The following is a 22,351-nucleotide window of genomic DNA, read 5'->3' as shown; positions in this document are numbered from 1 at the left end:
CAAAATCGGTGGAGCTGCATGACAAAGTCATCGGGCATTATCTGAACATAAAACACTATCAATAAGTTGGAGTCATTACCCAAAATTGCCATCTCCTGCTCAATGGGTCACAGTTAATAGGTTGCGTACTGTTGATAGCTATACCCATGTTTGGTGGCTTGCTAAGACTGATTATCCGAAAGCAGACAATAAAAAAGTCTTACGGCCTTATAGTAAAAGTATGCGAAAACTATTAGAGCGCCAAACTTACAATGCTGGAATGCGGCCATCTGAACACAAAATTAGTGAAAAAGGTTTCCTAAAGGATCATGGTGGAAGTATATCCCACAATTTTTTTGAACTTGAGCCTATAGATGAATATCGAGATGTTCGATTGCCGCATAATGTAATGTCTTTTTCAAATGTATCATCTAATGATTTTTTTATTAGAAAATGCAAAGAAATGGGTATTAAACCTCATCCGGCACGAATGAATAAAGGTATAGTTAATTTCTTTATCGATTTTCTAACAGATGAAAATGATCTTATATTTGATCCTTTCGGTGGTAGTAATACAACAGGATTTTGTGCAGAATTAAAAAAAAGAAGATGGTTAGCAATAGAAGCGGATGAGAAATACGCAGAACAATCAAAAGTCAGATTTGAAGACCCTGAATTGAAAAAGGAAATAATATGAATTTAAATGCGGCTTTATCAACAGATTTATTAAAAGAAGGTAGAAATAAGGAACAGTTTGTTGGTCGACCGTTCTATTTATCTTATGATATTGCTAGGCTGTTAGTTTGTGATGCCTGGAAAGCACAGGTTAAAGGGATACCAGCCGGTTGTTTTCTACTTGCATTTTACGATGGTGAAGACGGTGTTGAAGAGGCTGTATTGCTTAGAGCACTTTCTCAGACAAAACTCCCTACTGATAATGATGTAATATCATCAATGATAGAGTATTACAAGGATAACTTAGATATATCAGGGCGAGCTGGTAGTTTGAAAGGCGGGAAGTTAGATGAATTTACACGTTACGAATTTAGTTTTTCAGGTTTAGAATGTAGGGTTCTTGGAGTATTTTATAGAACACAGAAAGGGAATATAGAATTTGGTGCTGACCTTGAGAACTTTTATGCAGCTAATAATTACACTGTATACAAAGCCAATAGAGATGTTCTTGAATTTATAGTAAATCAACGAGATGATGGCGGTTTAGTTGGTCAGGACTCTGAATTTAAAATTGGTAGTGTAAGATATTCATCTAGCCGTAGACATCAATCTCAAGAGGAAAGTGTTAATGTATGGGTAAATCCTAAAGATTTTTTAGGAAAAAGGTCTGCTATGTTTGGGATGACCCGTACTGGTAAGTCGAATACTGTAAAGAAAGTGATAGAAGCAACAGAGGAAATTTCAAGAAAAGCTTTAATACTATTGGATTCTGCTTCTCCTGAAACATCTGAGTTTACATCTTCTGGAAGTCCAACGTTTCCAGTAGGGCAGATTATATTTGATGTGAATGGTGAATATGCAAATGCAAATAGACAGGATTCTGGAACGGCTATATATGATCTATGGCTTTGTTGAATAAATCGAACTTTTGCTGAGTTGAAGGATCAGATCACGCATCTTCCCGACAACGCAGACCGTTCCGTGGCAAAGCAAAAGTTCAAAATCACCAACTGGCCCACCTACAATAAAGCCCTCATCAACCGTGGCTCCATAACTTTCTGGCTGGATGATGAAGCTATTCAGGCCTGGTATGAGTCAGCAACACCTTCTTCACGAGGAAGGCCCCAGCGCTATTCTGATCTCGCCATCACCACCGTTCTGGTGATTAAACGCGTATTCCGGCTGACCCTGCGGGCTGCGCAGGGTTTTATTGATTCCATTTTTGCCCTGATGAACGTTCCGTTGCGCTGCCCGGATTACACCAGTGTCAGTAAGCGGGCAAAGTCGGTTAATGTCAGTTTCAAAACGTTCACCCGAGGTGAAATCGCGCATCTGGTGATTGATTCCACCGGGCTGAAGGTCTTTGGTGAAGGCGAATGGAAAGTCAAAAAACACGGCAAAGAACGCCGTCGTATATGGCGAAAGTTGCATCTCGCCGTTGACAGTAAAACACATGAAATCATCTGCGCTGACCTGTCGCTGAACAATGTGACGGACTCAGAAGCCTTCCCGGGTCTTATCCGGCAGACTCACAGAAAAATCAGGGCAGCATCGGCAGACGGCGCTTACGACACCCGGCTCTGTCACGATGAACTGCGGCGTAAGAAAATCAGCGCCCTTATCCCGCCCCGAAAAGGTGCGGGTTACTGGCCCGGTGAATATGCAGACCGTAACCGTGCAGTGGCTAATCAGCGAATGACCGGGAGTAATGCGCGGTGGAAATGGACAACAGATTACAACCGTCGCTCGATAGCGGAAACGGCGATGTACCGGGTAAAACAGCTGTTCGGGGGTTCACTGACGCTGCGTGACTACGATGGTCAGGTTGCGGAGGCTATGGCCCTGGTACGAGCGCTGAACAAAATGACGAAAGCAGGTATGCCTGAAAGCGTGCGTATTGCCTGAAAACACAACCCGCTACGGGGGAGACTTACCCGAAATCTGATTTATTCAACAAAGCCATGATCTATATAAAGAAAAAGTTTATAGATATAGTGTATTAGATAAAGATGATTTTAAAGTGATGAAAGTTAATTTCTTTAAAGACATTGAAAGTGGTTTTAGTCTTATATCTAGTTACTTTCAAGAGCAGTCTTTAGGGGGCGACTATGTTAACAACTTTATTGCTGTTAGTTTTGAAAAACCTGAAAGCACAAATCTGAATGGTTCAGAATGGACAAGATATAATAGATTAGTTGCTGCCTATAAATGTTGTTTGTACAGAGCTGGTTTCAAAGCGCCAAATGGTGAAAAAATTAGATTTACTGGAGCGGCAGAAATTAATGGTGAAATCCTAGAGGGTAGAGTTTTGGATCCTAAACAAGGATTAACCCTTGAAGAGGCTTGTACATGGTTTGAAAGAGTATGGGAACGGTATGATGAGCTGAAGTTTTTCAAAGATTATATAAATAAGAAAGGATATGAATGGGCAAATGATGATTTAAAATCAATGATGGTATTTTTAACGACTTACAAATTACCGGGTAAAAAAAATCAAGTAAGTGGTTATAAGAAGATTCGTGTAAAACAATTGCATAATTTACACACTACGAGTATGGATGAATCGTTTGAAATAGAAATTCCTCGTCTGCTACAACAAGGGAAAATTGTTATTGTTGACTTGTCACAGGGGGAACCGGTAGTTCAGCGATTATTCTCTGAGAAAATTTGTCGTTCCACATTTAACATCTCTATGGATCGCTTTATCAATAACCTTCCAAATAATTTTATCCAATTTTATTTTGAAGAGGCACATAACTTATTTCCTAAAAAAGATGATAAAGATCTTAGTCAGATATATAACAGAATTGCTAAAGAAGGAGCTAAGCTACATTTAGGGATGATATATGCTACTCAAGAGGTTAGTTCTATTAGCTCGAATATATTAAAGAATACACAAAACTGGTTTATTGCACATCTAAATAATATTGATGAAACAAAAGAGCTTGAGAAATATTATGATTTTAAAGATTTTACACATTCATTAGTTAATTTTTCTGCAACCAATGATAAAGGTTTTGTTAGGATGAAAACTTATACAAATCCTTTTATTGTTCCAGTTCAAATTGATCGTTTTTTAGCAAATAAGGGTATGTGATGAGCTATAATGCAAAAGGCAACCGCCCATTTGAGTGGGCTAGTAAATCACAGCATACTCATGTGATCAATGATCCTTCTGTTCAAAATTTGATGAAAAGATGTAAATTCCCCTCTACCAATGAAGAGTCGAAAAATGATGTCCTTGAGCATTCTATTGAAATAAATACAGGTGCATCTAGAGACGTAACGACCATCATAGCTGTTGATGGCGGTTATACTGAGGTTACTGTAAGGAAAAATTATCCGAGCTCGAAGGTTGCATTTTTTCAATTTGGTGGATTGGAATTTAGTTTGGATGACTTAAAACAGTTGGGAGATTATCCCTTTATCCATCCAGAAAAAATGGAAAAATTTAAAAAACTAGCAAGATTTAAACTTGCCATCCCTACAAAGGCAACCTCTTTAGATTCTCTTTCAATGGTTGATTCTGTCAGAATACCTATAATTGAGTTTTTTAATGAGAGTAGGGACGGTAAAAAATATATAGATACACTTAAGTGGTTGGTATTTCATGAGTTTAAAAGGAAAAGCATTGACTGTGATTCATCTCTTCATCAAATAACATTTGGGAGTTTGCCTAAACGGAATGGTGAGATATTTAAAGATGTTGTTGTCAATAAATCTGATATAGATGGTCAAGGGTATTTTGTTTATGGTGGGGAGATATTCAATCTTATTGATATTTTAAGATTTCATGAGGTTGTAGATGAGGAGTTAGGGGCTAGTGGTATTTTAGGATACTTGACGAATGTGATTGAGCATATAATTATTGTTCATTGTATAAAAGAAATTGTAACTCGGAAGCCTTCATTTTTAAAACGATTTCTTTTCATTAAAGATGGTCCTTTGGGTTTTTTTGGACAAACGGCAAAGTTGCATAAAGATATGAGGGAGTTATGTAATTTATATATTGATGAGCATTCGCTAAAATTAGTCGGCTTAGAAAAATCAGGTTCTTTTGTTGAACACGCAGAGCAAATCTCTTCTGGAGATAGCGCTTGTTTGCTAAAAGGTCAAGCGCTGCCACTTTTTAATAATTATATTTATAAACATATACTTCCTGGCCCTTCCACTGAAGAGGAATTAGATAAGGTTCCTCCATATGCCTCAACTTCCTATTACAGTGGGAAATTGATTTATCGTAGCAAATCGGATAGGGTTTGGGTTTTAACTATACCTATTAAAACCAGTGAAGAAATAAAAAAGTTAAATAGAGCTTCATTTTCTAATTTAGATGAAATTCTTAATGTTGTTGAGCATCTGAAGTGTGACATGTATGAGAATGCTATTGTCCCTATCGCGTTAGTTAATCAGCTAGTATCTCTTGCAAATCACCCATCTTCTAATATGTTAGAAAAATTTGCTATTCAATCAATGAATGAATAAGTGCACAAAACCTTAGGAATGAAGGTGAATTAATGTTCACCTTCATTCTCTGTTAAAATAACTAAGTGCATATGATTTTTTCTATAGATTATAGGTATATTTATTATAACTATTGTTTATTCAGAATAATCCCCCCCCCAGCCTTCCCCCCACTATCCTGAGCCACCTTAACCCCACCCGCCAGCGCTCCATTCACAGCCACGCCAACCCTCACTCCAGCCCACGTCATCGCCCCCAGCCAGAACGTCGGCAGAACCAGAAACATCGACCCCATCACCAAATTAATGATCACGTCATCCTGCGTATTCTGGATCCCGGCCAGATTCCAGCTACTGTGGGTATCACTGTTGTAGAGCACATCCAGCAGCCAGCTATCGAGCCACCGCGCCAGTTCCCACCAGAAGGTAAGGAAGAACAGCGCAAACTGCACAAACGTCAGTGTCATCACTACTTTCACATCCCATGCCGAACAGAGTGTTACCAGCGGAATACAGATCACCAGCGCCATTTGCAGTAGCGCCTGTACCATCGGTAGCGCCTGACGTACGCTGTCAAACGCCGGGAACGCCGCAATGCTGCCGAGGATATTTCCGGCGCTGGATGCCAGCCGGGTGGCGGCATTGGCTATGGTGCCATCGACATTGCCACCATAGCCGGGGTAAACGCGCCCGTTCTGCGATACCTGCATATTTCGCTCACTGACCAGCGAGCGCAACACGGCCTCTTCATATACTGCCTGCGACTGGCCGATCTTTTTAAACGCTGTCCAGATATCCGGAGCCGGGAGTTGCAGTAGCCGCGCTTTCAGCCCAACAGTATCGTCGGCCCACCACTGTTTACAGGTGGGATAGCCGCCCGCGCCGGTATCGGCCAGCCCGGCATTGCGTGATGTGCTGTACGGCCACGCACTGTGCGGTGAAAGGGCATGGTCGGTATCGTAGTAACCAGTCGTGTTGAGAAAGTACGATGATCCCAGCCAGGCAGTATCATCACTGGTGTCATCCTCCAGCTCTCCGGCACGAAATTTCAGACGGGCGCGGGAAGGGGCATAACACTCCTCGACGAAATCCCGAAGTTCCTGAGCCAGCGCTGGATCCTTGATTCGGGTGTGCTGCACCTCAAAACGGATCTGACGCAGATCCGGCTGGCAGGGCAGGGTGGCAACCGTTGTGCTGGTGATGCCTTTGCTGATCACATGAATAAAGTACCACCAGACCGGGACGGCGGCGGTTTTACCGCCGAGCGAGTTTATAATCGGTTGATAGCCGGTATCGGCGGGTTGTGGCACCGACATGCCGCACTGCTTTGAGCGCGTGGTGTCATATTTGATGGTATCGAGGTCGATGTTCAACATTGGCACGCAGGTGAACATAATCACCAGCAACGAGGTGTACATCAGGTGCTCGGTCCATACCAGAGCAAGCGCGGCTTTATTGCCCTCATCCGCCCCCTGACTTCTGGCCTGTAACCACAGTGCCAGCAGCTTAATCAGCAGCGGCAGGGCGAATAATCCGGTGGCGCTAATCGCATTCCACAACCCGTTATTGACCACCCAGCCGAGCAGCGTCAGAAAGTATTCCAGATAGCTGTTGGTCGTCACCGGAATACCTCCGGCGCGATCTCATTGAGCGCAATCAGCACGATAAACCACAGGGTGATGCGACGAATTGTCGGGCGATAAGGTGGAAATCGGTCATACAGACGCCAGCCTGTACAAAAGATCACGCCGTACAGCGTTATGCGCCAGAGCAGCAGGTCGCTGTGGTTAATCTGCGGTGTATTATCAGTAACCAGATAAAACATCACAGCCATAAAGACTAGGAGCAGGGTGCTGGAGAGCATCAGCCGCTTCATTGCGTATCCCCGCCAGTGGGTTTGCTGAGATCGTCCACCCGTTTGTCGGTGTCGTCTTCTACGCCGACAGCCTGGCCTTTGGTCTTCGTTCGCGTTGTCTGGCGTTCAAGGATGGTGAGCGCGGCGTTATCTGCGAGCGACTGGCGCATATCCAGTTCCAGCTTAAGCTGAGACAGTTCCTGGTCGAGCTGGACGGTGGTCTGGGTCAGCGCGGTCTGGGCCTCTTTCTCACCGGAAACATTAGGTTCGCGCATCCCCGCCACCAGCGTGCGCCGGGCCATCAGCGCCTGTTCCATCACGCGGGAGAGCGCCAGTTCGCCGGAGAGCCGCTGGATAAGCACCGCTGCATCGGGATCGTCGCGCAGCGCCTCAATCACGCCGCGCGTCAGATGTAGTTCGCCGCCGCTGGCCTGCGCCAGTGTGTCATCATTAACGGGCTGGCTGCGGTTCACCATATCGATAATCAGCGGCTGGATCTTATCCTTTTCTTCCTGAATAAGCGGCGTCAGCCCGACGCCGGATTGTGCGCCGCTTTGCTGGTCAGTGCCGCCGGATTGATCGTTATCCGGGGCGACGTTAATAGTCTGTTCGCCAACTACCCGCGTCAGCCATTGTGCGGCGTCATCGGGCTTGCTCCAGACCTGACATAACTCACCCTGGCAGTCACTGCCAGAGACGGAACCGGTGCTGGTCGCGCTACGATTATTGAGGATGTTGTAGCCTGCAACCGTCGTATCGCGTATCAGTTTGATGGGCGGCTGGCCTTTACCGCCGCGATGTTCGCCACCAACCCAGCGTTTGCCTTTCTCTGCCGCTTCTTCGGCTGCTCTCTGGTCAGCACGAACGGCGTCTTTTTCGCTGGCCGCAATTCCCTGATAGTTCTCCGCCTGGGCGCTCTGCGTCCATGCCGGACCGAGCGCATAATCGGTCATCTTGCCTGCCATATTCTGGCAGCTTAACAGTGACTTATCGAAGTCGAGGCGTCCCTGAAGCACACCGTTGGTCAGCAGATCGTAGAGCTGGGGATTGGCTCGCTGGATCACCATTGCGGGCAGGCTGGCGACCGCGCTGGTTGCGCTTTCGATGACTTCTCCCATCAGTTGCTGGAAGCCGTCCGTCACGCCGTTGAGCTGATTACGGACTGTGGTGTCGATATCGAAATTGCCGCACATCATATCGCTGTTCCAGCTTACACCTGCCGTTAGCGGGAAGGTGTTACGCCGGGTTGGCGGTGGAGAGATGGCCGCACCGCCGCCGATGCGGTAATACATCCAGTCGCTGATCGCCCCCTGTTGTTTGTATTGATATTTGTCGTCTGCCGGAGCGAGAAAGGCGACGAACAGAAGACAGTAAGCTGAGCGCATAGTTAACCTCCGCTGCTGCCAAGAAAGGTTTGCCCACGACGCGGGCAGCATTTATAGGGGCGCCACAGCGTCCAGACATATGCACCGTCTTCTGCCAGTTTATCGGCGTAAGAGTCGGTGGTAGACCCATCCGGGAAAATGGCGCAGGAGGCAGACTTTTTGGGAGCCAGCATCTGCCACTGATGGTTACTGCTGTCGCCTTCCATAACAGGATCTGGCGGCCAGTATCCGTCGTGTGAAGAGGCAGTCAGCGGAATATAAACATGCGGCTGACCACTGCGCGTTACCAGATCGGCAACGCGTTGGGCGATGACCGCCCCGGCCTTATAGTCATGCGTCTGGCTGAGCGCCCCGGCTCGTGGGTAGACATTGCCCCACATATCACCGTCTTTGCTGACTTCGCGCAGCCCTGGCGTTAACGCCTCTGGGTAGAACATTTCCGGTACACCGCTGCGCCAGGCGAGCGCATCCAGCGTGCTGAGAAAATAAGGGAGAAAAGGTTGTGACGACGGGGCGCAGACGTAGCCAAACTGGGCAAAGAAGTTTGCCAGCGCATCACCGGCAGGGAAGCCAATCGCATCAGCATTTTTAAAGCGGACTTTGCTGTGCTGGCCGACAGTGCGGGGATTTGTATCGCCACCGGCTTCGGCGATACCGGGCAGCGGCGAACTGAGCGGCGACATCTCAGCCCACGGGTTTTGCCCGGTCACGCTGTAGGCCGATACCACCAGGTCCGGTCGGAAATGGCGTACCTTTACCGACGTGCGTACCGAGCAGCCAAACGGTGAACAAAAAAGCCAGTAGCAGACACCGATCACCTGATATTTTACGCACGTCGGCGACAGGGCTGAGGCAGCGATTTCCGGTGTAGTGATGGCTTTACCTGCGCACGGCATCATTATCAGTAAGCAAAGTAATGTCCGGTGGAGATTCATGGCGATGTTCCTGAGCCGATATCATCAGTTCAGGCTTTACCACAGGGTGGAAAAAATGGCGTGGGGGAACTCTGTATTGCCAACAGAACATTTTTTTGTAAATGCTTACAATCTAATGGGGGAAAGTGATTTCTGTTAATCACCCGCAGACAACGATTTCTGATAATGTCGGCCAAAGGAGAGGGAGACCAATGTCAGATATCAATCCACGCAATGCGTTACCCCAGGATCGGGAATCACTCTACAATCTCGTCTGGCGCGAACCTGCGGAGCGCATAGCCGCGCAATATGGCATTAGTACAACGTTACTGGCAAAACGATGTACAGAAATGCGGATACCCAGGCCGCTTGCCGGTTACTGGAAAGCGCTGGCGAAAGGGGCTGCACCTGCGGTGCCAGCATTGCCTGATTTGAAGAAGGGCAAGGTAGAAAAAGCTTCAGGCAAAGCCAGTTTGGCCGTTCAGCCCCTCACAAAAGTACCATCTAAAGTAGCCATGCCAGCACCGCGAAAGCGAGCAAGGACGGCGGGTAGTGGCTATGCACTGATTGATGATCTCAAAACTTACCTTCCCGTCTCTTCCGTCACAAAAGACGGCTACTACAAACCAACGAAAAAGAAGCTACTCGATCTGAATGTTTCAGAAACGGGGTTCAACAGTGCTATCGATTTTCTTAGTCGGTTCTTTGCTGCATTGGGAAAGCAAGGGTATTGGGTACGATTGGCTGAAAGCGCTGAGGGACTTCATTGTCAGGGCATCGATATCAAAGAAGATCTAAAAGAGGGAGGTTGCGCTACGACAGTTTATGGCGCCCTTTTTCAGCAAGTATTATTTGCATTGAAGATATGTTGTTCGGCTTTAGCCTAGCTGAAATGACGGAATATGTTCCAGCAAAAGAGATTAATGGTCAATACATTCGCGATGAAGCCAGGCATCCGCTGGATGCGAGGAAAGCATGAACAGCCGTTTCGCTATGTCATTAAACATAATTTACCTACAGGACGATTTCTGCTACAGCTTTATTCGCCATACTCATCAACAAAATGGCAGACTGAGTTTCGGCAGACAAAACAGTGTGGGCTTGTAAGCCAGATCCCGAAGATCATTTCTGCGATGTATGATGTTGTTCCGCTGATTAAGAAGCAGCAGGAAGAGGCCAGAGTTAAGGCTGAAGCACGGCGGATCCAGTGGGGGCTGGATGAGAAGAGATATCTGGAAAAGGAGCGGATCAGAAGGGAAAAAGAGGCATATAACGTCAGTCTGGCCGAATTGAAAGCTATTATGGTGCAGTGGGCGGAAGATAAGCGTATAGAGCAGTTTTTTTGTGAGGCGGAGCTGGATGTGGCAATGTTGGATGGGCAAAAGAAGGCACTGGTAATGGAGCGTTTGCAACTGGCCCGTCAACTCTTATCAGTAGATACGGCAGTTGAGCGATTACTAAAGTGGGAAACGCCGCAGGAACAGTTTAACAAGGGATAGTTTTAGAGGGTGCTACTTTTTTGGGAAATATATTTTTACTTGAGTGAGAAGCGGATGTTATATCCGCTTCTAGGAACTCGAGTTATTGCGCACAAAGGACATTATTTGTATTATTTATGATCGCATCTTTCAATTTATTTATGCTAATCAATGATTCTATCTGGCGCATAACTTATAATCGGTCCCATAAACATAACTAATCTATTCATAAAATGATATGTTGCCAAAGCGTATTCATGCGTCCTGTAGTCGACAAGACTCATTTTTTTACCTTTATATTTTTCAAAGCCAGGGTATTTACTAAGTTCATCATCAACTATATAAAGATGTTTTATTTTATTGTTAACAACTCTAATTTCATTAATTATGGCATATGATGGAAGGGATTCTAAATCAATCCCATTTTTGGTAGATAATCTTTTCAGCTCATGCCATTTAAAAGGCATTTCTTTCTCCTCGCCTCCCATGATTATTATGGCTCGCTTAACAAACTGTTCAATTGTTGCCCACAAATGAATTATCAAACCTTCATCAGCAATTTTCTTTGCTGTTAATAGTTCGCAAACATAGTTGAAATTGATGAAGCCCATTCGAGCACAATCAACTTTAGTTTCATCATGCTCGTCATAAATAATGCTAAACATTCCACCATGCTGTTCATCGTAATTTTTAAATAACGGGGCAATTTTCTCTGCATTTATATTGTATTGATGCAGTGCATATCTATTGAGCATGATTACATCATCAACTCTTTTATTAAAGCTGTTTAAAAGGGAGTTTCTTTTTTTCTTTTTTATTTTCTCTATTTTACTTTGACAATTTTCTGGTCCAGGAAAGTCACAAAAATCATCCACTTTTATTTTAATTTCGGGGTCGGGGTTTTTTATATGAACATCTACGTATTCATTTAAGGTGGGAACAAACTCAGCTATAGTTATTTCCATGTTAATAATCTCCATTCTAATTTCGGTCTAAGAAGCAGAATCCACTTCTTGCTCGGGGCTTTTCTGCATCACTGTATCACATAAATTCAAATGAATTAAGCATAATCTAGCCCAGTAAATGCCACCTGCATAGCAGGTGGCATTAATTGCGTCTCGTGGAGGAGAACTAAATTGGTAAATATTTTTTCTTTAGTTATAGTGATTATTCACACTCATCCCCACAACGTAAGGCTACCTATTCAATTGCTGTTTTCCGTTCTACGACAAGCGGAGAGTGCTTATCTTTGTGAGTTTTCCCGAAGCTAAACATCATAACGCAGGAGAATAAAGTAGCAATTAAGATGAATATGTATAGGATGATTTTTAACCATTTATCCGAAGATAAATGAAGAGAAAATAAAGAGTTATAAGTAGAAAATGCTGTTAATAAAAGCCAGACGAACACTATAAAAAACTGACCCATTGATTAATTTTAGAAACAGATACACTCATGGGGCCCGTTATAAATTTCTCGGCGAGATTTTCGTAACCTGGTCTCTCAAGTAAAGTTTTGTATAGAGGGTCAGTTACTTTATCCTCTAACAAGTCTAAGTGGTTCTCCCAATTTTCTTGCCAATATTTACTCCCTCTGCTTGAAAGAAACCATGCAAAAGTAAAAATAAAACCAATACACGAGACCACAAATGATAAAAAGAACTTACTTGGTATATGTTCTGATGACAGAATAGAGAAGTATCCAGTAAAGGCAACAACTATTAATGCCCAGAAGTAAGTTGCCCTTTTCCAGTAAAGCTCGACCTCAAATTTTCTAATATCTGAAACTTGATTAAATGTAGCCTTTAGTTTTTTTGATTTTCCATTTTCAGCTTCGAATTTTAAATTATATCCATCATGATTCATGATATAAAATCTCTTTGTTGTAAAAATTAATTTTCAACTAACTTAAATGTGTATTAAAATGGCTATAATTAGCAAAAAGCTACTGCCACTGATTGAGCCGAAGTTTAAAGTAATCTATTGTAAACTCCTATATAGCATGCTATCAGTTAATTAGGTAATACCTTTAAATATGACCTTTTTGTCGTTTGAAAAATAACCCAATATAGTTATCATTAGCCATGTATTTTTCATATGAATGATCAAGGCTATCTCTTGACGATCTTATTTTTGTTATTAAGTCTAATAATTTATTTATATGTCTAGTATCTAATGAATAATTTTCATCCAAAGTGGCTTTGCTTATATCAAATTCGATATCTCCTTCTATGGACTCGACCCCAAATACAGCAGAAACAAAAGAATCAATTTCATCATCAAATTTATCGCAAGTTGCTTCTAACAATGATGAGGCATTTGTAATTTCTTCAAGGAAGACTTCTTTTTTCCCAATGGAACCCCATCCGTACCCATCTAGCTTCCTTAAAGAAGTTTAACACTTTTCTCTTGCTTTTTTATGTTTAAGTAACTACCTCTAATCGCCAGTGAACGATTGAAAATGGTTTTTATTTTTCTGGTGTTGATCTTTTTATCGTTCAATAATTCATTTAATAAACGTTCTATTGAGTTATATCTATAAATGAATCTAACAGCCTTTTTTAGGTTAGGTAATAATTCATCCTTTATTTCAAATGCTAATTTGTATGCGTCATTATTAGTTAAGTTTAATAAGTAATTTCGACCGACACGATAAGCCATAAATGCAGTGACGGCCATCACTATATTCGCTCCAGCAGAAATCCAATCAGTAGCGTTGCTCATTTAGGAAAACCTTTAATTTATCGATTTTGAAGATATTACCCTATGTTAATTAACACCTGCAACGATCTACATGGCCTATTAATGCGCGAGGATCATTTTCATGTCCGTTGTCTAGCACAGGCCTGCCAGTCAGATTGAATTGCAATTTGGATAAAGCGATACTCGATTCAAGTGGCTCACTCAGCCACTGACAAAGCACCTTTCTGCCACCCTCACCGCCGCCTCCAGCTCACTACACCCAAACTCCCGCATAATCCGCATGCGCTCTGCCTTCTCATGCTTCTCCGTCATCCCCAGAGCCAGCCACAGGGCAGGGGAAACCACGCGGAACAGTGCCTCAACACGCGGCGAAAGCACCACGCCTTCGGTATATTTCCCCGGCGCTTTGGTCGCACTTAGCAGGAGCTGTCGCTGTTCCGGCGTCAGGAATTTAAAGCGGCTAACCTGCTCCACCTCCTTGGGTGGCATCACCAGTAGCTCCCACCACTCGATCATATTGAGCAGTTTCTTCGCATCATCCGGGAAGTCGCTCAGGTTCTGCGTTGCCAGCCAAAGCCAGATCCCCAACTTGCGCCACATCTTCAAACCCTTCGTCAGAAACCGCGCCAGTAGCGGGTTGACGGTGATGATATGCGCTTCGTCGGTAATATTAACGATGGGACGAGCCAGATGCTGGTCACGTTCGCCGAAGTTGTTGATATGGTTAATCAGCGAGATATAGGCAATCGCCAGTTGCGCTTCGTAACCTTCGCGGGCAAACATCGCCAGATCCACCAGAGTGATATCCGCTTCCGGCCAGGCCTCGCCTTCACGGTTAAACAGTTCACCCTCAAACCCGGAGCAGAATATATTCATCGCTTCGCCCATCTCCCACAGCCGGTTACGGCGGGATTCCGGTAGTGCTACATCCTGTGCCAGCGTGAACAGGGCGTCGCGGAGATCCTGTGTCAGCGTCTGTCTCTGCTCGCGAGCGGTGAGCCGGGCCGCGTGCAGAATCGCTTCGCGAATTAATGCCCGGTCAGAGCGAGTCAGGCGGGCGTCTTCTTTCAGTTAGCCGCCAGTGCTCATCAGGCGGGCCGTGATCTCCATCTCGCCCAGCAGATCGCGTTGTTCGTTATCGGCATCTTCGGGATCGTCATCATCTGGTTCTGCTGAAGGCACATCGCTTTCCGCCAGCTTCCAGGCATCAGCAAATAGCGGCAGCGTGATGCCGGAGCCGGGTTTCAGGCTGATTTTATTCACCGTCAGGCCATGCTCACGGGCGTAATCGGCCATCAGCCCGAACGAGTTGCCCGCCTCGACGATAAAAAGGCGCGGGCGATGCAGCGCCATCAGTTGCGCGATTTTGGCGTTCAGGGTGGCGGATTTGCCTGCGCCAGTTGGGCCGAGCAATAACAGGTGCCTGTTCTGGGCGCGGTCCTCGCGGTTGAGCGGATCCCAGCACAACATCCCGCCTCCCCGGTTAAAGTAGCTGACGCCCGGATGCCCGGTGCCGCTCTCGCGGCCAAATAGCGGCAGCAGGTTGGCGAGGTGCTGCACAAAGCTGAAGCGGGTGTAGAGCTGGCGCTTGTCCCGCGCTGGGTCGAAACACATCGGCAGCCAGCGCAGCCACGAACTGAGCGGGGCGAGTTCGTCATTTTCCTGTACCGGGACCATACCCGCATTCAGCAGCAGACTGTTCAGGCTGCGCACGCGTCGGGTCAGTTCGCCGTTATCCGGGGCGGAAAGATAAAACGCCAGCGCGCTGCGGTAGAGTTTGTGGCCGTCCTTCAGCCAGTGGCGCACCTCCTGACAGTCTTTTTTGGTGTACTCCGATTCGACGTTCTCGCCGATGGCGCGGTCGCTGAGGCGACTTAAATGTTCCTCCAGCCGGTCCTGCGGCCAGACGACGATGGTCAGCGCCATAATCACCCCTTCCGGCAGCAGATCGAACAGCGCGTTAATGCCGTCGCCGCGTGCAGACTCTCCGGTCATATGGCCGACGGTGGGCGTTTTGCGCAGCTATGCGGGCGCTGGTCAAACAGCCATGAGCTCATCTCGCCGAGCAGTTCGTCCTGCACCAGTTGTGGTACCACGGCTTCCGGCTCGCCGTTGAAGGTGGCGAGGGCGGTGCTGAACAGGTCGGTAAATTCGGGCTGGCGCTCCAGCGGTATCAGCTTTGCCCACACCTGTTCCGCTGCGCTGCGTAGCGCCAGCAGGCGATCGATAATCTTTCGGGTCAGGCCGCCGTATAGCGCGTTGGGGATGCAGGGCAGCAGCCAGTCTACGGTCTGTAGCATCCGGCTGATTTGCGACGGGCTGACGGGATAGCCGTCGCGGGTGAGTTGCTCCGCCAGCGCCAGCTGCGTCGAGCATTCAATGCCTGCCTCCTGGTAAAGATCGCGCAGGTGCAGGATCCTTTCCGCGCGTTCGATAAACATCAATCCGTTATGCAGGTCGCTTTCGGCCAGATGGCCGATCAGGCACTGGACTTTGCCTTACTGCGGTGACAGCGTTTCCGGCCACGGTCTGAACGGCCAGCAGACGCGGTGGTAACGCTCATGCTGCGTCTCCTGCCACAGTTCATTGAGGATCGCGAGGCGCGTATTCCCGCCGCTGGCGAGCATATATTTTTCATCGCCGGGGCGACGTGTCAACACTGGCGGGTTATCCAGCCCGCGGGCGAGAATTGACGCTTTCAGTACGTCATAGCCGGGGTTGCGGGTGACGCGGGGATTGAGGGAGAACGGCTGGATTTGCTCCAGACTGACCTGGACCATCTCCTGTTCTCCGATATTGCTGGCACCGTGAAGCCAGCGGTTGAGTAGGTGTGAAGCGCACATTATCTTCCTCCGGCATTCAGACATCGCGGGTAAGCCGGATGCGTTGGTGGATCCACGCGTCCACCTCGCTTTCCAGCCAGGCGACGTGGCGGCTGTTGAGTCGGATGGATGGCGGAAACTGTTGCAGCTGTATTTGCCGATAAATCCACGATTTACCGAAGCCGATTTTGTCTTCCACCTGGCGTAAGCGTAAAAATCTGTCGCTATTCATAACCATTCCTCCTGTGTCCAGATTCGTTCACATCAGCACGATGGGCGTGGTTATCAAAGCAGCAGCGTCCCTGCCAGGCAGTAAAAATCCTTATCCGGGGTAGTGAGAGTTGTTAGTTGAAAGGATTAGTTGATCGCGTTATGGCGGTGCGCCGCGCTGGAGGGCGGTTTTCAACGTCTCGGGGCTCAGCGGCAGGTGCATACCATCCTCACGCGCCCAGCATTCGAAAATGTTCAGCAGTTTGTAGGGATGCTCCAGCATTTCATCGTCCAGTTGCGGGTTGTGCTTGCAGGCCAGCCACAGCAAACGGGAAAGCGCGGAGGTGATCCGCTCCTTTGATTCTGGCTGATGACGGGTCAGGAAGGCCTCGAGATGAGTGCGGCGGATGACGAACAGAGCGTCAGGAGGCAGCGTGTCCTGCAGGTAGCAGACGGACAGATTGAGCCGGGATTTAAGGTCATTGCGACCATTGCCATACAGCTGGCCAATCAGCAGATGTAGCTCTTCCTGGAGGTTGTTCTGCGTGGCGAGCAGTTCCAGTAAAAGCTCCCGCAACGATTTGCGGCAACAGAGCTGGTAGTAGCTGTCGTTCTCATCGCAGACCACGATGCCAATCTGGTTGCAGCAATGGGTATCTTTGGGGCAAGGGCGATTCAATGTTTTCGCCAGTTGCTGGTGGAGCAGCAGGCGCTCAAGGCCGATTAACGGCAAATTCCACAGATGGCTGGTGGTCAGTTGCAGAGTCGGGTCGCGTCTGCATGGCGGAAAGTTCGCCATCACTTTGCGGTTGCCGGGTTTGTTGCACTGCGAAGGTGGAAAGGGGGGCTTGCTGAATCGGCAGGCAAAGCGGCAAGGGGGATTGAGTGGTCTCAGAAGTACGGGAGAAGGGAAGTAGACCGGGAGCGACAGATCGCCATGCAGGGCATGGCGGATTAGGTCGGCGGGCAGCAACGTGATGTTGTGCTGCCGGATGACTTCTGCGGCCTCGTCCAGCGTCAGCCACTCCTGGCGGATTTTATGTGGGGGCATGGAATATTTCTTTTTGTGTTGTAGGTTGCGTGTCGTGCTTGTTGATGGTGAAAACCGGTGTGAGATGTTTTTGCTAAAACAACTAACCTGATCAGTTTAGTTAACGATCTTTTCAGACATAATCCGGTGATTATTTACGCTGGAAAAACAGGATGTAACATTGAATAGTTCGGAAGACGATTTGCTTGAAGTAGCGTGGTATTTGTCGAAGTACGGTAAATCTCAACCACCCGTGGGACTGAGTGTTCAGAAATGGAAAGAGGCTTATGACTTGTTTTATCCCCGTTTCGGGGCGGGCAAAACCGCCAATGAGTTTCGCAATAGTCTGAAAAATAGTCGTGACCGTTTTGATTCCTGGCTTAGTGATGTGCGTGTCGGCTGGCTTGACGAGCAGGGCGCTCCTGCTGTGCTTTCTCATTCAGCGCAGCGTGTGCATCAGCGATTGAGTGTGCTTTCAGACAGTGCGATTGAGCAGCGCGTTCTTTCGTTGATATCTTCTGATGGAGATGAACAGGCGCAACGTGACTGTCTTATTATTCAGCAAGATAAAAGTATTGAAGATACCGTACGCGAGCAGCTGATTGCGGCACGGCTGGGGCAGGGTACCTTTCGGAAAAATTGTCTCATGTTGTATCCGGCATGCCCTGTTACGGGAACGACTTTTGCGCCGTTACTGCGTGCCAGCCATATAAAACCGTGGGCTGCCTGCGAGAATGGGAATGAACGCCTTGATCCGTTTAATGGAATTATACTGGCCGCACATATTGATATTCTTTTCGATCAGGGATGGATTTCGTTTGAGAACGATGGGCGCTTATTAATTAGTAATGAGCTGGATATTAGCGTTAAAGAGCAGTGTTTGTTGCCGGAGAAAATAAAGGCGTTTTCTGTTGAATCGTATTGTTATCTGGAGTGGCATCGGGAGAATTTATTGAGATAGTTAAGCTATAAACTATCTTCGACAGCGCTATTTTCTGAACTTACAGGTTCCAATATTGCATTGAACGCTGTCCAGTAGGGCTCACGGGCTTCTGGAGCATGCTGTGCAACCGGTAATCCTCTGCTGCTTCGGTTATAAAGCTTTTATGTGCCATGCAGCAGGATATGGTTGCCTCCTGAACTCCGTATAACCCGAGTATTTGTATCGAAGCGTGAACAAAACATTGCAGCCAGCCTTTCAACGTGGACAATAGTTATCCATACGGTGATTTTATATTCGATAAATCAATGGATTTCATTGAGTCATAGGACTGGTAATGGATGAAAATGCTTTAGGGTTTGCCTCATACTGGCGCAACTCGCTTGCAGATGCTGAGTCAGGAAAGGGCAGTTTTGAACGCAAAGACGCCAAAAATTTCACTCACTGGCATGAGATAGCGGCGGGACGTCTTGACGAAGCGATCGTCGGTAAATTTTTTGAGGGAGAAAAAGACGACGTCGAAACAGTCGATATCATCTTGCGGCCAAAGGTTTATTTCCGGTTACTGCAGCATGGTAAGGACCGTTCCGCTGGTGCGCCTGATATTGTTACCCCGATTGTGACGTCAGCCCTGTTGAGCCGTGAAGGTTTTTTATATCCGACTCCAGCGACTTCCATTCCCAGAGACCTGCTTGAACCTTTGCCAAAAGGGGCATTTTCGATTGGTGAGATTGAGCAGTATGACAAATACAAAACGACACATACGTCATTCTCTATCAACGTTGATTACAGCGTTGATAAGACTGCCGAAACAGATGAAGAACGAGAAGCACGATATGCAGCCTGGCAGCAGGATTGGCGTCAATATCTGGATGATTCAGAGAGGCTACTGAAGAACGTTGTCGGCGACTGGATTAAAAATCCCGAGCAATATGAACTCGCTGAGCACGGTTATATTGTTAAAACGGCGCAATCTGGCGGCGCCAGTTTCCATATCCTTTCGCTTTATGATCACCTGCTTATTTGCAAAAAGGATGTGCCGCTCTTCAATCGCTTCGCCTCGCGAGAGGTTCATGCTGCAGAGTCATTACTTCCTCCGGAAGCAAAATTCAGCGACAGACTTGGACACTCCGGGGATAAGTTTCCGCTGGCAAAGGCTCAGCGCGATGCCTTAAGCCATTTTCTTGATGCAAGACATGGCGATATCCTTGCCGTCAATGGTCCACCGGGAACCGGAAAAACCACGTTGGTGCTTTCTATCATCGCCACGCAGTGGGCCCGAGCGGCTCTCGAAAAAGCGGAACCTCCGGTTATTATCGCGACTTCAACGAATAACCAGGCTGTAACGAACATTATCGAGGCGTTCGGGAAAGATTTTTCCCAGGGCACTGGTGCAATGGCCGGACGATGGTTGCCAGAGCTGAAAAGCTTCGGCGCTTATTTTCCCTCAAGCACTCGTAAAGCCGAGGCAGCCAAAAAATATCAAACTGAAGATTTCTTCAACCAGGTTGAGTCAAAAGAGTATGTAGAGGATGCACTGCTGTTTTATCTCGAGAAAGCTAAAGCAGCCTTCCCTGAAAAAGATTGTTCATCCCCTGAAAAGGTAATTGAACTCCTGCATGGTCAGTTGGCAGCAAAATCCGAACAACTGGTAAGGCTGAACGCAACATGGCAAACGTTAAGCCTGGTTCGGGCGGCGCGAGAGCTTATTGCTAACGACATTGAGCAATATCTCGATAATTTAAATAAATTACTTTCCGGGCAAGAACAAAAAGTCACTCTACTGAAGAGTGCTAAAGCGGAATGGAAAAAATATCGGGCCAGTGAATCACTGATCTATTCATTATTTTCATGGCTACCAGCGGTTCGCAGTAAGCGGCAGTACCAAATACAACTGTTTCTCGAAGATAAATTAGGTGCGCTGATTGCGGGAAATCAGTGGTCTGATCCTGAAACCATCGAACGTAATATAGATGGACTGCTCAACTCCGCTGAGCGCGAGCAAACAACCTACCGGCAGCAGATTGACTCCACCCATGAAATTGTTCTTAAAGAACAGCAGGTAGCTCAGGAATGGCAGAGGCTGGCACTTGATTTAGGGCATGAGGGCGACGAGGAACTGAGCTTCTCACAGGTCGATGAACTGGCTGATACGCAGATTCGCTTCCCTGCATTCTTACTGACGACTCACTACTGGGAAGGCCGTTGGCTGATGGATATGGCCAGCATTGATGACCTGCAGAAAGAAAAGGGCAAGAAAGGTGCTAAAGGGGTAGCCGCCCGATGGCAACGCCGAATGAAACTTACCCCATGTGTGGTCATGACCTGCTATATGCTGCCCGGCAATATGCAGATAAGTGAACACAAAGGACAACGTAAATTCGAGAAAAGCTATTTATATGACTTCGCTGATTTACTCATTGTCGATGAAGCCGGGCAGGTGCTTCCTGAAGTGGCCGCTGCCTCGTTTGCCTTAGCCAAAAAGGCATTAGTGATTGGTGATACGGAACAGATCCCGCCAATATGGAGTATTGCTCCCGCTATTGATATAGGTAACATGCTGGCGGAAAAAATTCTTTCTGGGAGTACGCAAGAAGAGATTACTGAGAAATATACGGCAATCGCAGAGCTTGGCAAAAGTGCCGCATCTGGCAGCGTTATGAAAATAGCGCAGTGTGCTTCGCGCTATCAATATGATCCCGAACTGGCTCGCGGGATGTACTTATATGAACACCGCCGGTGTTTCGATAATATTATTGGATACTGTAATACGCTCTGCTATCACGGTAAGTTGTTGCCTAAAAGAGGGCTTGAAGAGAGCAATTTAATGCCCGCAATGGGTTATCTCCATATTGATGGTAAAGGAGAGTTGGCAAGTAGCGGAAGTCGATATAATTTGCCTGAGGCTGAAACGATAGCTGCCTGGCTTACAGAGAACCAGCAAGATATTGAAACGCATTACGGCAAAGCGCTTCATGAAATTGTCGGTATCGTGACGCCTTTTAGCGCGCAGGTATCCACCATCAAACAGGCGCTGGGTAAACAAGGTATCAGTACAGGCGCGAATGAAAAGTCGCTCACAGTGGGCACCGTGCACTCTCTTCAAGGAGCGGAAAGAGCGATTGTGATATTCTCGCCAGTCTATTCAAAGCATGAAGACGGCGGGTTTATTGATAGCGATAACAGCATGCTGAACGTTGCTGTCTCCCGTGCGAAGGACAGTTTCCTGGTCTTCGGCGATATGGACCTGTTTGAGATTCAGCCAGCTTCATCTCCGCGGGAATTACTGGCAAAATATCTCTTTGAGTCAGAGAAGAATGCGCTCACTTTTGATTATAAAGAGCGTAAGGATTTAAAAACTTCCGAGACCAAAATTTACACACTCCATGGTGTGGAGCAGCATGATAATTTCCTGAATCAGACGTTTGAAAATACCGGTAAACACATCACGATAGTTTCTCCATGGCTGACCTGGCAAAAACTGGAGCAAACCGGTTTTCTTGATTCTATGATTGCGGCGTGTTCACGTGGTATTAACGTCACGATTGTCACTGACAGAAGCTACAACACTGAACATAATGATTTTGAGAAGCGAAAAGAGAAGCAGCAGAACCTCAAAGCGGCGCTGGAGAAACTGAACGCCCTTGGTATTGCGACAAAACTGGTCAATCGTGTTCATAGTAAAATTGTTATTGGTGATGATGGTTTGCTGTGCGTGGGATCATTCAACTGGTTTAGTGCGACACGTGAAGCGCGATATGAACGATACGATACATCGATGGTTTATTGCGGTGATAACCTGAAGGGCGAGATTGAGGCAATTTATAATAGCCTTGAGAGGCGTCAGGTTTAGAGCGGCGATTATATAAGCCATCTTATCGCTATTTCTTTAGGATAA

The 22,351-nt window shown here is 46.8% G+C and carries 19 protein-coding genes and 3 pseudogenes; 9 read left to right on the top strand and 13 right to left on the bottom strand.

Annotated features, from left to right (window positions below; genetic code table 11):
- The 6 genes from OGV50_RS23585 to OGV50_RS15180 form a co-directional block, all read left to right on the top strand.
- A partial coding sequence (locus OGV50_RS23585) for an IS1 family transposase (protein ID WP_071603212.1) occupies window positions 1–65 on the top strand: 65 nt, incomplete at its 5' end.
- A gap of 20 nt (window positions 66–85) precedes the next feature.
- Window positions 86–676, top strand: a complete 591-nt coding sequence (locus OGV50_RS15200; RefSeq protein ID WP_353622092.1) for a DNA methyltransferase — start codon at window positions 86–88, stop codon at window positions 674–676.
- Window positions 673–1,569, top strand: coding sequence for an ATP-binding protein (locus OGV50_RS15195; RefSeq protein ID WP_286488609.1), 897 nt, complete (start codon window positions 673–675; stop codon window positions 1,567–1,569). Before OGV50_RS15200 ends, OGV50_RS15195 begins: the two co-directional genes overlap by 4 nt.
- A 21-nt stretch (window positions 1,570–1,590) precedes the next feature.
- Complete coding sequence (locus OGV50_RS15190; protein WP_077898063.1) at window positions 1,591–2,559, top strand: IS5 family transposase; 969 nt, start codon at window positions 1,591–1,593, stop codon at window positions 2,557–2,559.
- A gap of 115 nt (window positions 2,560–2,674) precedes the next feature.
- On the top strand, window positions 2,675–3,751 hold the full coding sequence (locus tag OGV50_RS15185; RefSeq protein ID WP_286488608.1) for an ATP-binding protein: 1,077 nt from the start codon (window positions 2,675–2,677) through the stop codon (window positions 3,749–3,751).
- On the top strand, window positions 3,751–5,139 hold the full coding sequence (locus OGV50_RS15180) for a hypothetical protein (RefSeq protein ID WP_200091298.1): 1,389 nt from the start codon (window positions 3,751–3,753) through the stop codon (window positions 5,137–5,139). The genes OGV50_RS15185 and OGV50_RS15180 overlap by 1 nt, the downstream gene beginning before the upstream one ends.
- A 109-nt stretch (window positions 5,140–5,248) precedes the next feature.
- Here OGV50_RS15180 and OGV50_RS15175 read toward each other — a convergent pair whose 3' ends face one another.
- Genes OGV50_RS15175 through OGV50_RS15160 form a run of 4 tightly spaced genes read right to left on the bottom strand, consistent with a single transcriptional unit; the run spans window position 5,249 to window position 9,292 of the window.
- The gene (locus OGV50_RS15175; RefSeq protein WP_200091300.1) at window positions 5,249–6,739 is read right to left on the bottom strand and encodes a conjugal transfer protein TraG N-terminal domain-containing protein; all 1,491 of its coding nucleotides are present in this window, start codon (window positions 6,737–6,739) and stop codon (window positions 5,249–5,251) included.
- On the bottom strand, window positions 6,736–6,993 hold the full coding sequence (locus tag OGV50_RS15170) for a hypothetical protein (protein WP_200091302.1): 258 nt from the start codon (window positions 6,991–6,993) through the stop codon (window positions 6,736–6,738). Before OGV50_RS15170 ends, OGV50_RS15175 begins: the two co-directional genes overlap by 4 nt.
- Window positions 6,990–8,357 carry an integrating conjugative element protein gene (locus OGV50_RS15165; protein ID WP_286488607.1) on the bottom strand — a complete coding sequence of 456 codons (1,368 nt, stop codon included), beginning with the start codon at window positions 8,355–8,357 and terminating at the stop codon, window positions 6,990–6,992. The genes OGV50_RS15170 and OGV50_RS15165 overlap by 4 nt, the downstream gene beginning before the upstream one ends.
- Before the next feature lie 2 nt (window positions 8,358–8,359).
- The gene (locus tag OGV50_RS15160) at window positions 8,360–9,292 is read right to left on the bottom strand and encodes a TIGR03756 family integrating conjugative element protein (RefSeq protein WP_024130751.1); all 933 of its coding nucleotides are present in this window, start codon (window positions 9,290–9,292) and stop codon (window positions 8,360–8,362) included.
- Window positions 9,293–9,483: 191 nt separating this feature from the next.
- On the opposite strand from OGV50_RS15160, the pseudogene OGV50_RS15155 reads away from it, so the two are divergent.
- Window positions 9,484–10,770 (top strand): annotated as a pseudogene (locus tag OGV50_RS15155) (hypothetical protein).
- A gap of 143 nt (window positions 10,771–10,913) precedes the next feature.
- Here the strand turns inward: OGV50_RS15155 and OGV50_RS15150 are convergent.
- The 9 genes and pseudogenes from OGV50_RS15150 to OGV50_RS15110 form a co-directional block, all read right to left on the bottom strand.
- Window positions 10,914–11,714 (bottom strand): hypothetical protein, encoded by an 801-nt coding sequence (locus tag OGV50_RS15150; protein ID WP_134863692.1) that lies wholly within the window; start codon window positions 11,712–11,714, stop codon window positions 10,914–10,916.
- A 444-nt stretch (window positions 11,715–12,158) separates the two neighbouring features.
- Window positions 12,159–12,614, bottom strand: coding sequence for a RipA family octameric membrane protein (locus tag OGV50_RS15145; RefSeq protein ID WP_012134263.1), 456 nt, complete (start codon window positions 12,612–12,614; stop codon window positions 12,159–12,161).
- Between the two features lie 163 nt (window positions 12,615–12,777).
- On the bottom strand, window positions 12,778–13,056 hold the full coding sequence (locus OGV50_RS15140) for a hypothetical protein (protein ID WP_286488606.1): 279 nt from the start codon (window positions 13,054–13,056) through the stop codon (window positions 12,778–12,780).
- Window positions 13,057–13,133: 77 nt separating this feature from the next.
- Window positions 13,134–13,472 (bottom strand): hypothetical protein, encoded by a 339-nt coding sequence (locus tag OGV50_RS15135; RefSeq protein ID WP_286488605.1) that lies wholly within the window; start codon window positions 13,470–13,472, stop codon window positions 13,134–13,136.
- 180 nt (window positions 13,473–13,652) lie between these two features.
- Window positions 13,653–15,502: pseudogene (locus OGV50_RS15130) on the bottom strand (conjugative transfer ATPase); the annotation flags it as partial.
- Window positions 15,503–15,553: 51 nt separating this feature from the next.
- A pseudogene (locus tag OGV50_RS15125) lies at window positions 15,554–15,892 on the bottom strand (ParB family protein); the annotation flags it as partial.
- Between the two features lie 57 nt (window positions 15,893–15,949).
- Complete coding sequence (locus OGV50_RS15120; RefSeq protein ID WP_233594329.1) at window positions 15,950–16,294, bottom strand: hypothetical protein; 345 nt, start codon at window positions 16,292–16,294, stop codon at window positions 15,950–15,952.
- Window positions 16,295–16,310: 16 nt separating this feature from the next.
- A complete protein-coding gene (locus OGV50_RS15115) occupies window positions 16,311–16,505 on the bottom strand; it encodes a helix-turn-helix transcriptional regulator (RefSeq protein WP_001561320.1) in 195 nt (64 codons plus the stop codon).
- A 138-nt stretch (window positions 16,506–16,643) separates the two neighbouring features.
- Entirely contained in the window at window positions 16,644–17,534 is an 891-nt protein-coding gene (locus OGV50_RS15110) for a hypothetical protein (protein ID WP_153258730.1), read from the bottom strand.
- 160 nt (window positions 17,535–17,694) lie between these two features.
- Here OGV50_RS15110 and OGV50_RS15105 point away from each other — a divergent pair, with 160 nt between their 5' ends.
- A complete protein-coding gene (locus tag OGV50_RS15105; RefSeq protein WP_153258731.1) occupies window positions 17,695–18,474 on the top strand; it encodes an HNH endonuclease in 780 nt (259 codons plus the stop codon).
- Window positions 18,475–18,790: 316 nt separating this feature from the next.
- On the top strand, window positions 18,791–22,306 hold the full coding sequence (locus OGV50_RS15100) for an AAA domain-containing protein (protein ID WP_012134253.1): 3,516 nt from the start codon (window positions 18,791–18,793) through the stop codon (window positions 22,304–22,306).
- Window positions 22,307–22,351 lie beyond the last annotated feature (45 nt).

The sequence above is a fragment of the Citrobacter sp. CK180 genome, assembly GCF_030333655.1.
GTDB classification, from domain to species: Bacteria; Pseudomonadota; Gammaproteobacteria; order Enterobacterales; family Enterobacteriaceae; genus Citrobacter_B; species Citrobacter_B koseri.
The sequence above is the reverse complement of the archived record's forward strand: the minus strand, read 5'-3'. Positions and strand labels throughout refer to the sequence as shown.

Coding starts and splice junctions, on each gene's coding strand:
- OGV50_RS15170 (WP_200091302.1), bottom strand. CDS start 6,993: ATGAAGCGGCTGATGCTCTCCAGCACCCTGCTCCTAGTCTTTATGGCT.
- OGV50_RS15135 (WP_286488605.1), bottom strand. CDS start 13,472: ATGAGCAACGCTACTGATTGGATTTCTGCTGGAGCGAATATAGTGATG.
- OGV50_RS15100 (WP_012134253.1), top strand. CDS start 18,791: ATGGATGAAAATGCTTTAGGGTTTGCCTCATACTGGCGCAACTCGCTT.
- OGV50_RS15160 (WP_024130751.1), bottom strand. CDS start 9,292: ATGAATCTCCACCGGACATTACTTTGCTTACTGATAATGATGCCGTGC.
- OGV50_RS15145 (WP_012134263.1), bottom strand. CDS start 12,614: ATGAATCATGATGGATATAATTTAAAATTCGAAGCTGAAAATGGAAAA.
- OGV50_RS15150 (WP_134863692.1), bottom strand. CDS start 11,714: ATGGAAATAACTATAGCTGAGTTTGTTCCCACCTTAAATGAATACGTA.
- OGV50_RS15195 (WP_286488609.1), top strand. CDS start 673: ATGAATTTAAATGCGGCTTTATCAACAGATTTATTAAAAGAAGGTAGA.
- OGV50_RS15110 (WP_153258730.1), bottom strand. CDS start 17,534: ATGCCCCCACATAAAATCCGCCAGGAGTGGCTGACGCTGGACGAGGCC.
- OGV50_RS15120 (WP_233594329.1), bottom strand. CDS start 16,294: ATGTGCGCTTCACACCTACTCAACCGCTGGCTTCACGGTGCCAGCAAT.
- OGV50_RS15165 (WP_286488607.1), bottom strand. CDS start 8,357: ATGCGCTCAGCTTACTGTCTTCTGTTCGTCGCCTTTCTCGCTCCGGCA.
- OGV50_RS15115 (WP_001561320.1), bottom strand. CDS start 16,505: ATGAATAGCGACAGATTTTTACGCTTACGCCAGGTGGAAGACAAAATC.
- OGV50_RS15180 (WP_200091298.1), top strand. CDS start 3,751: ATGAGCTATAATGCAAAAGGCAACCGCCCATTTGAGTGGGCTAGTAAA.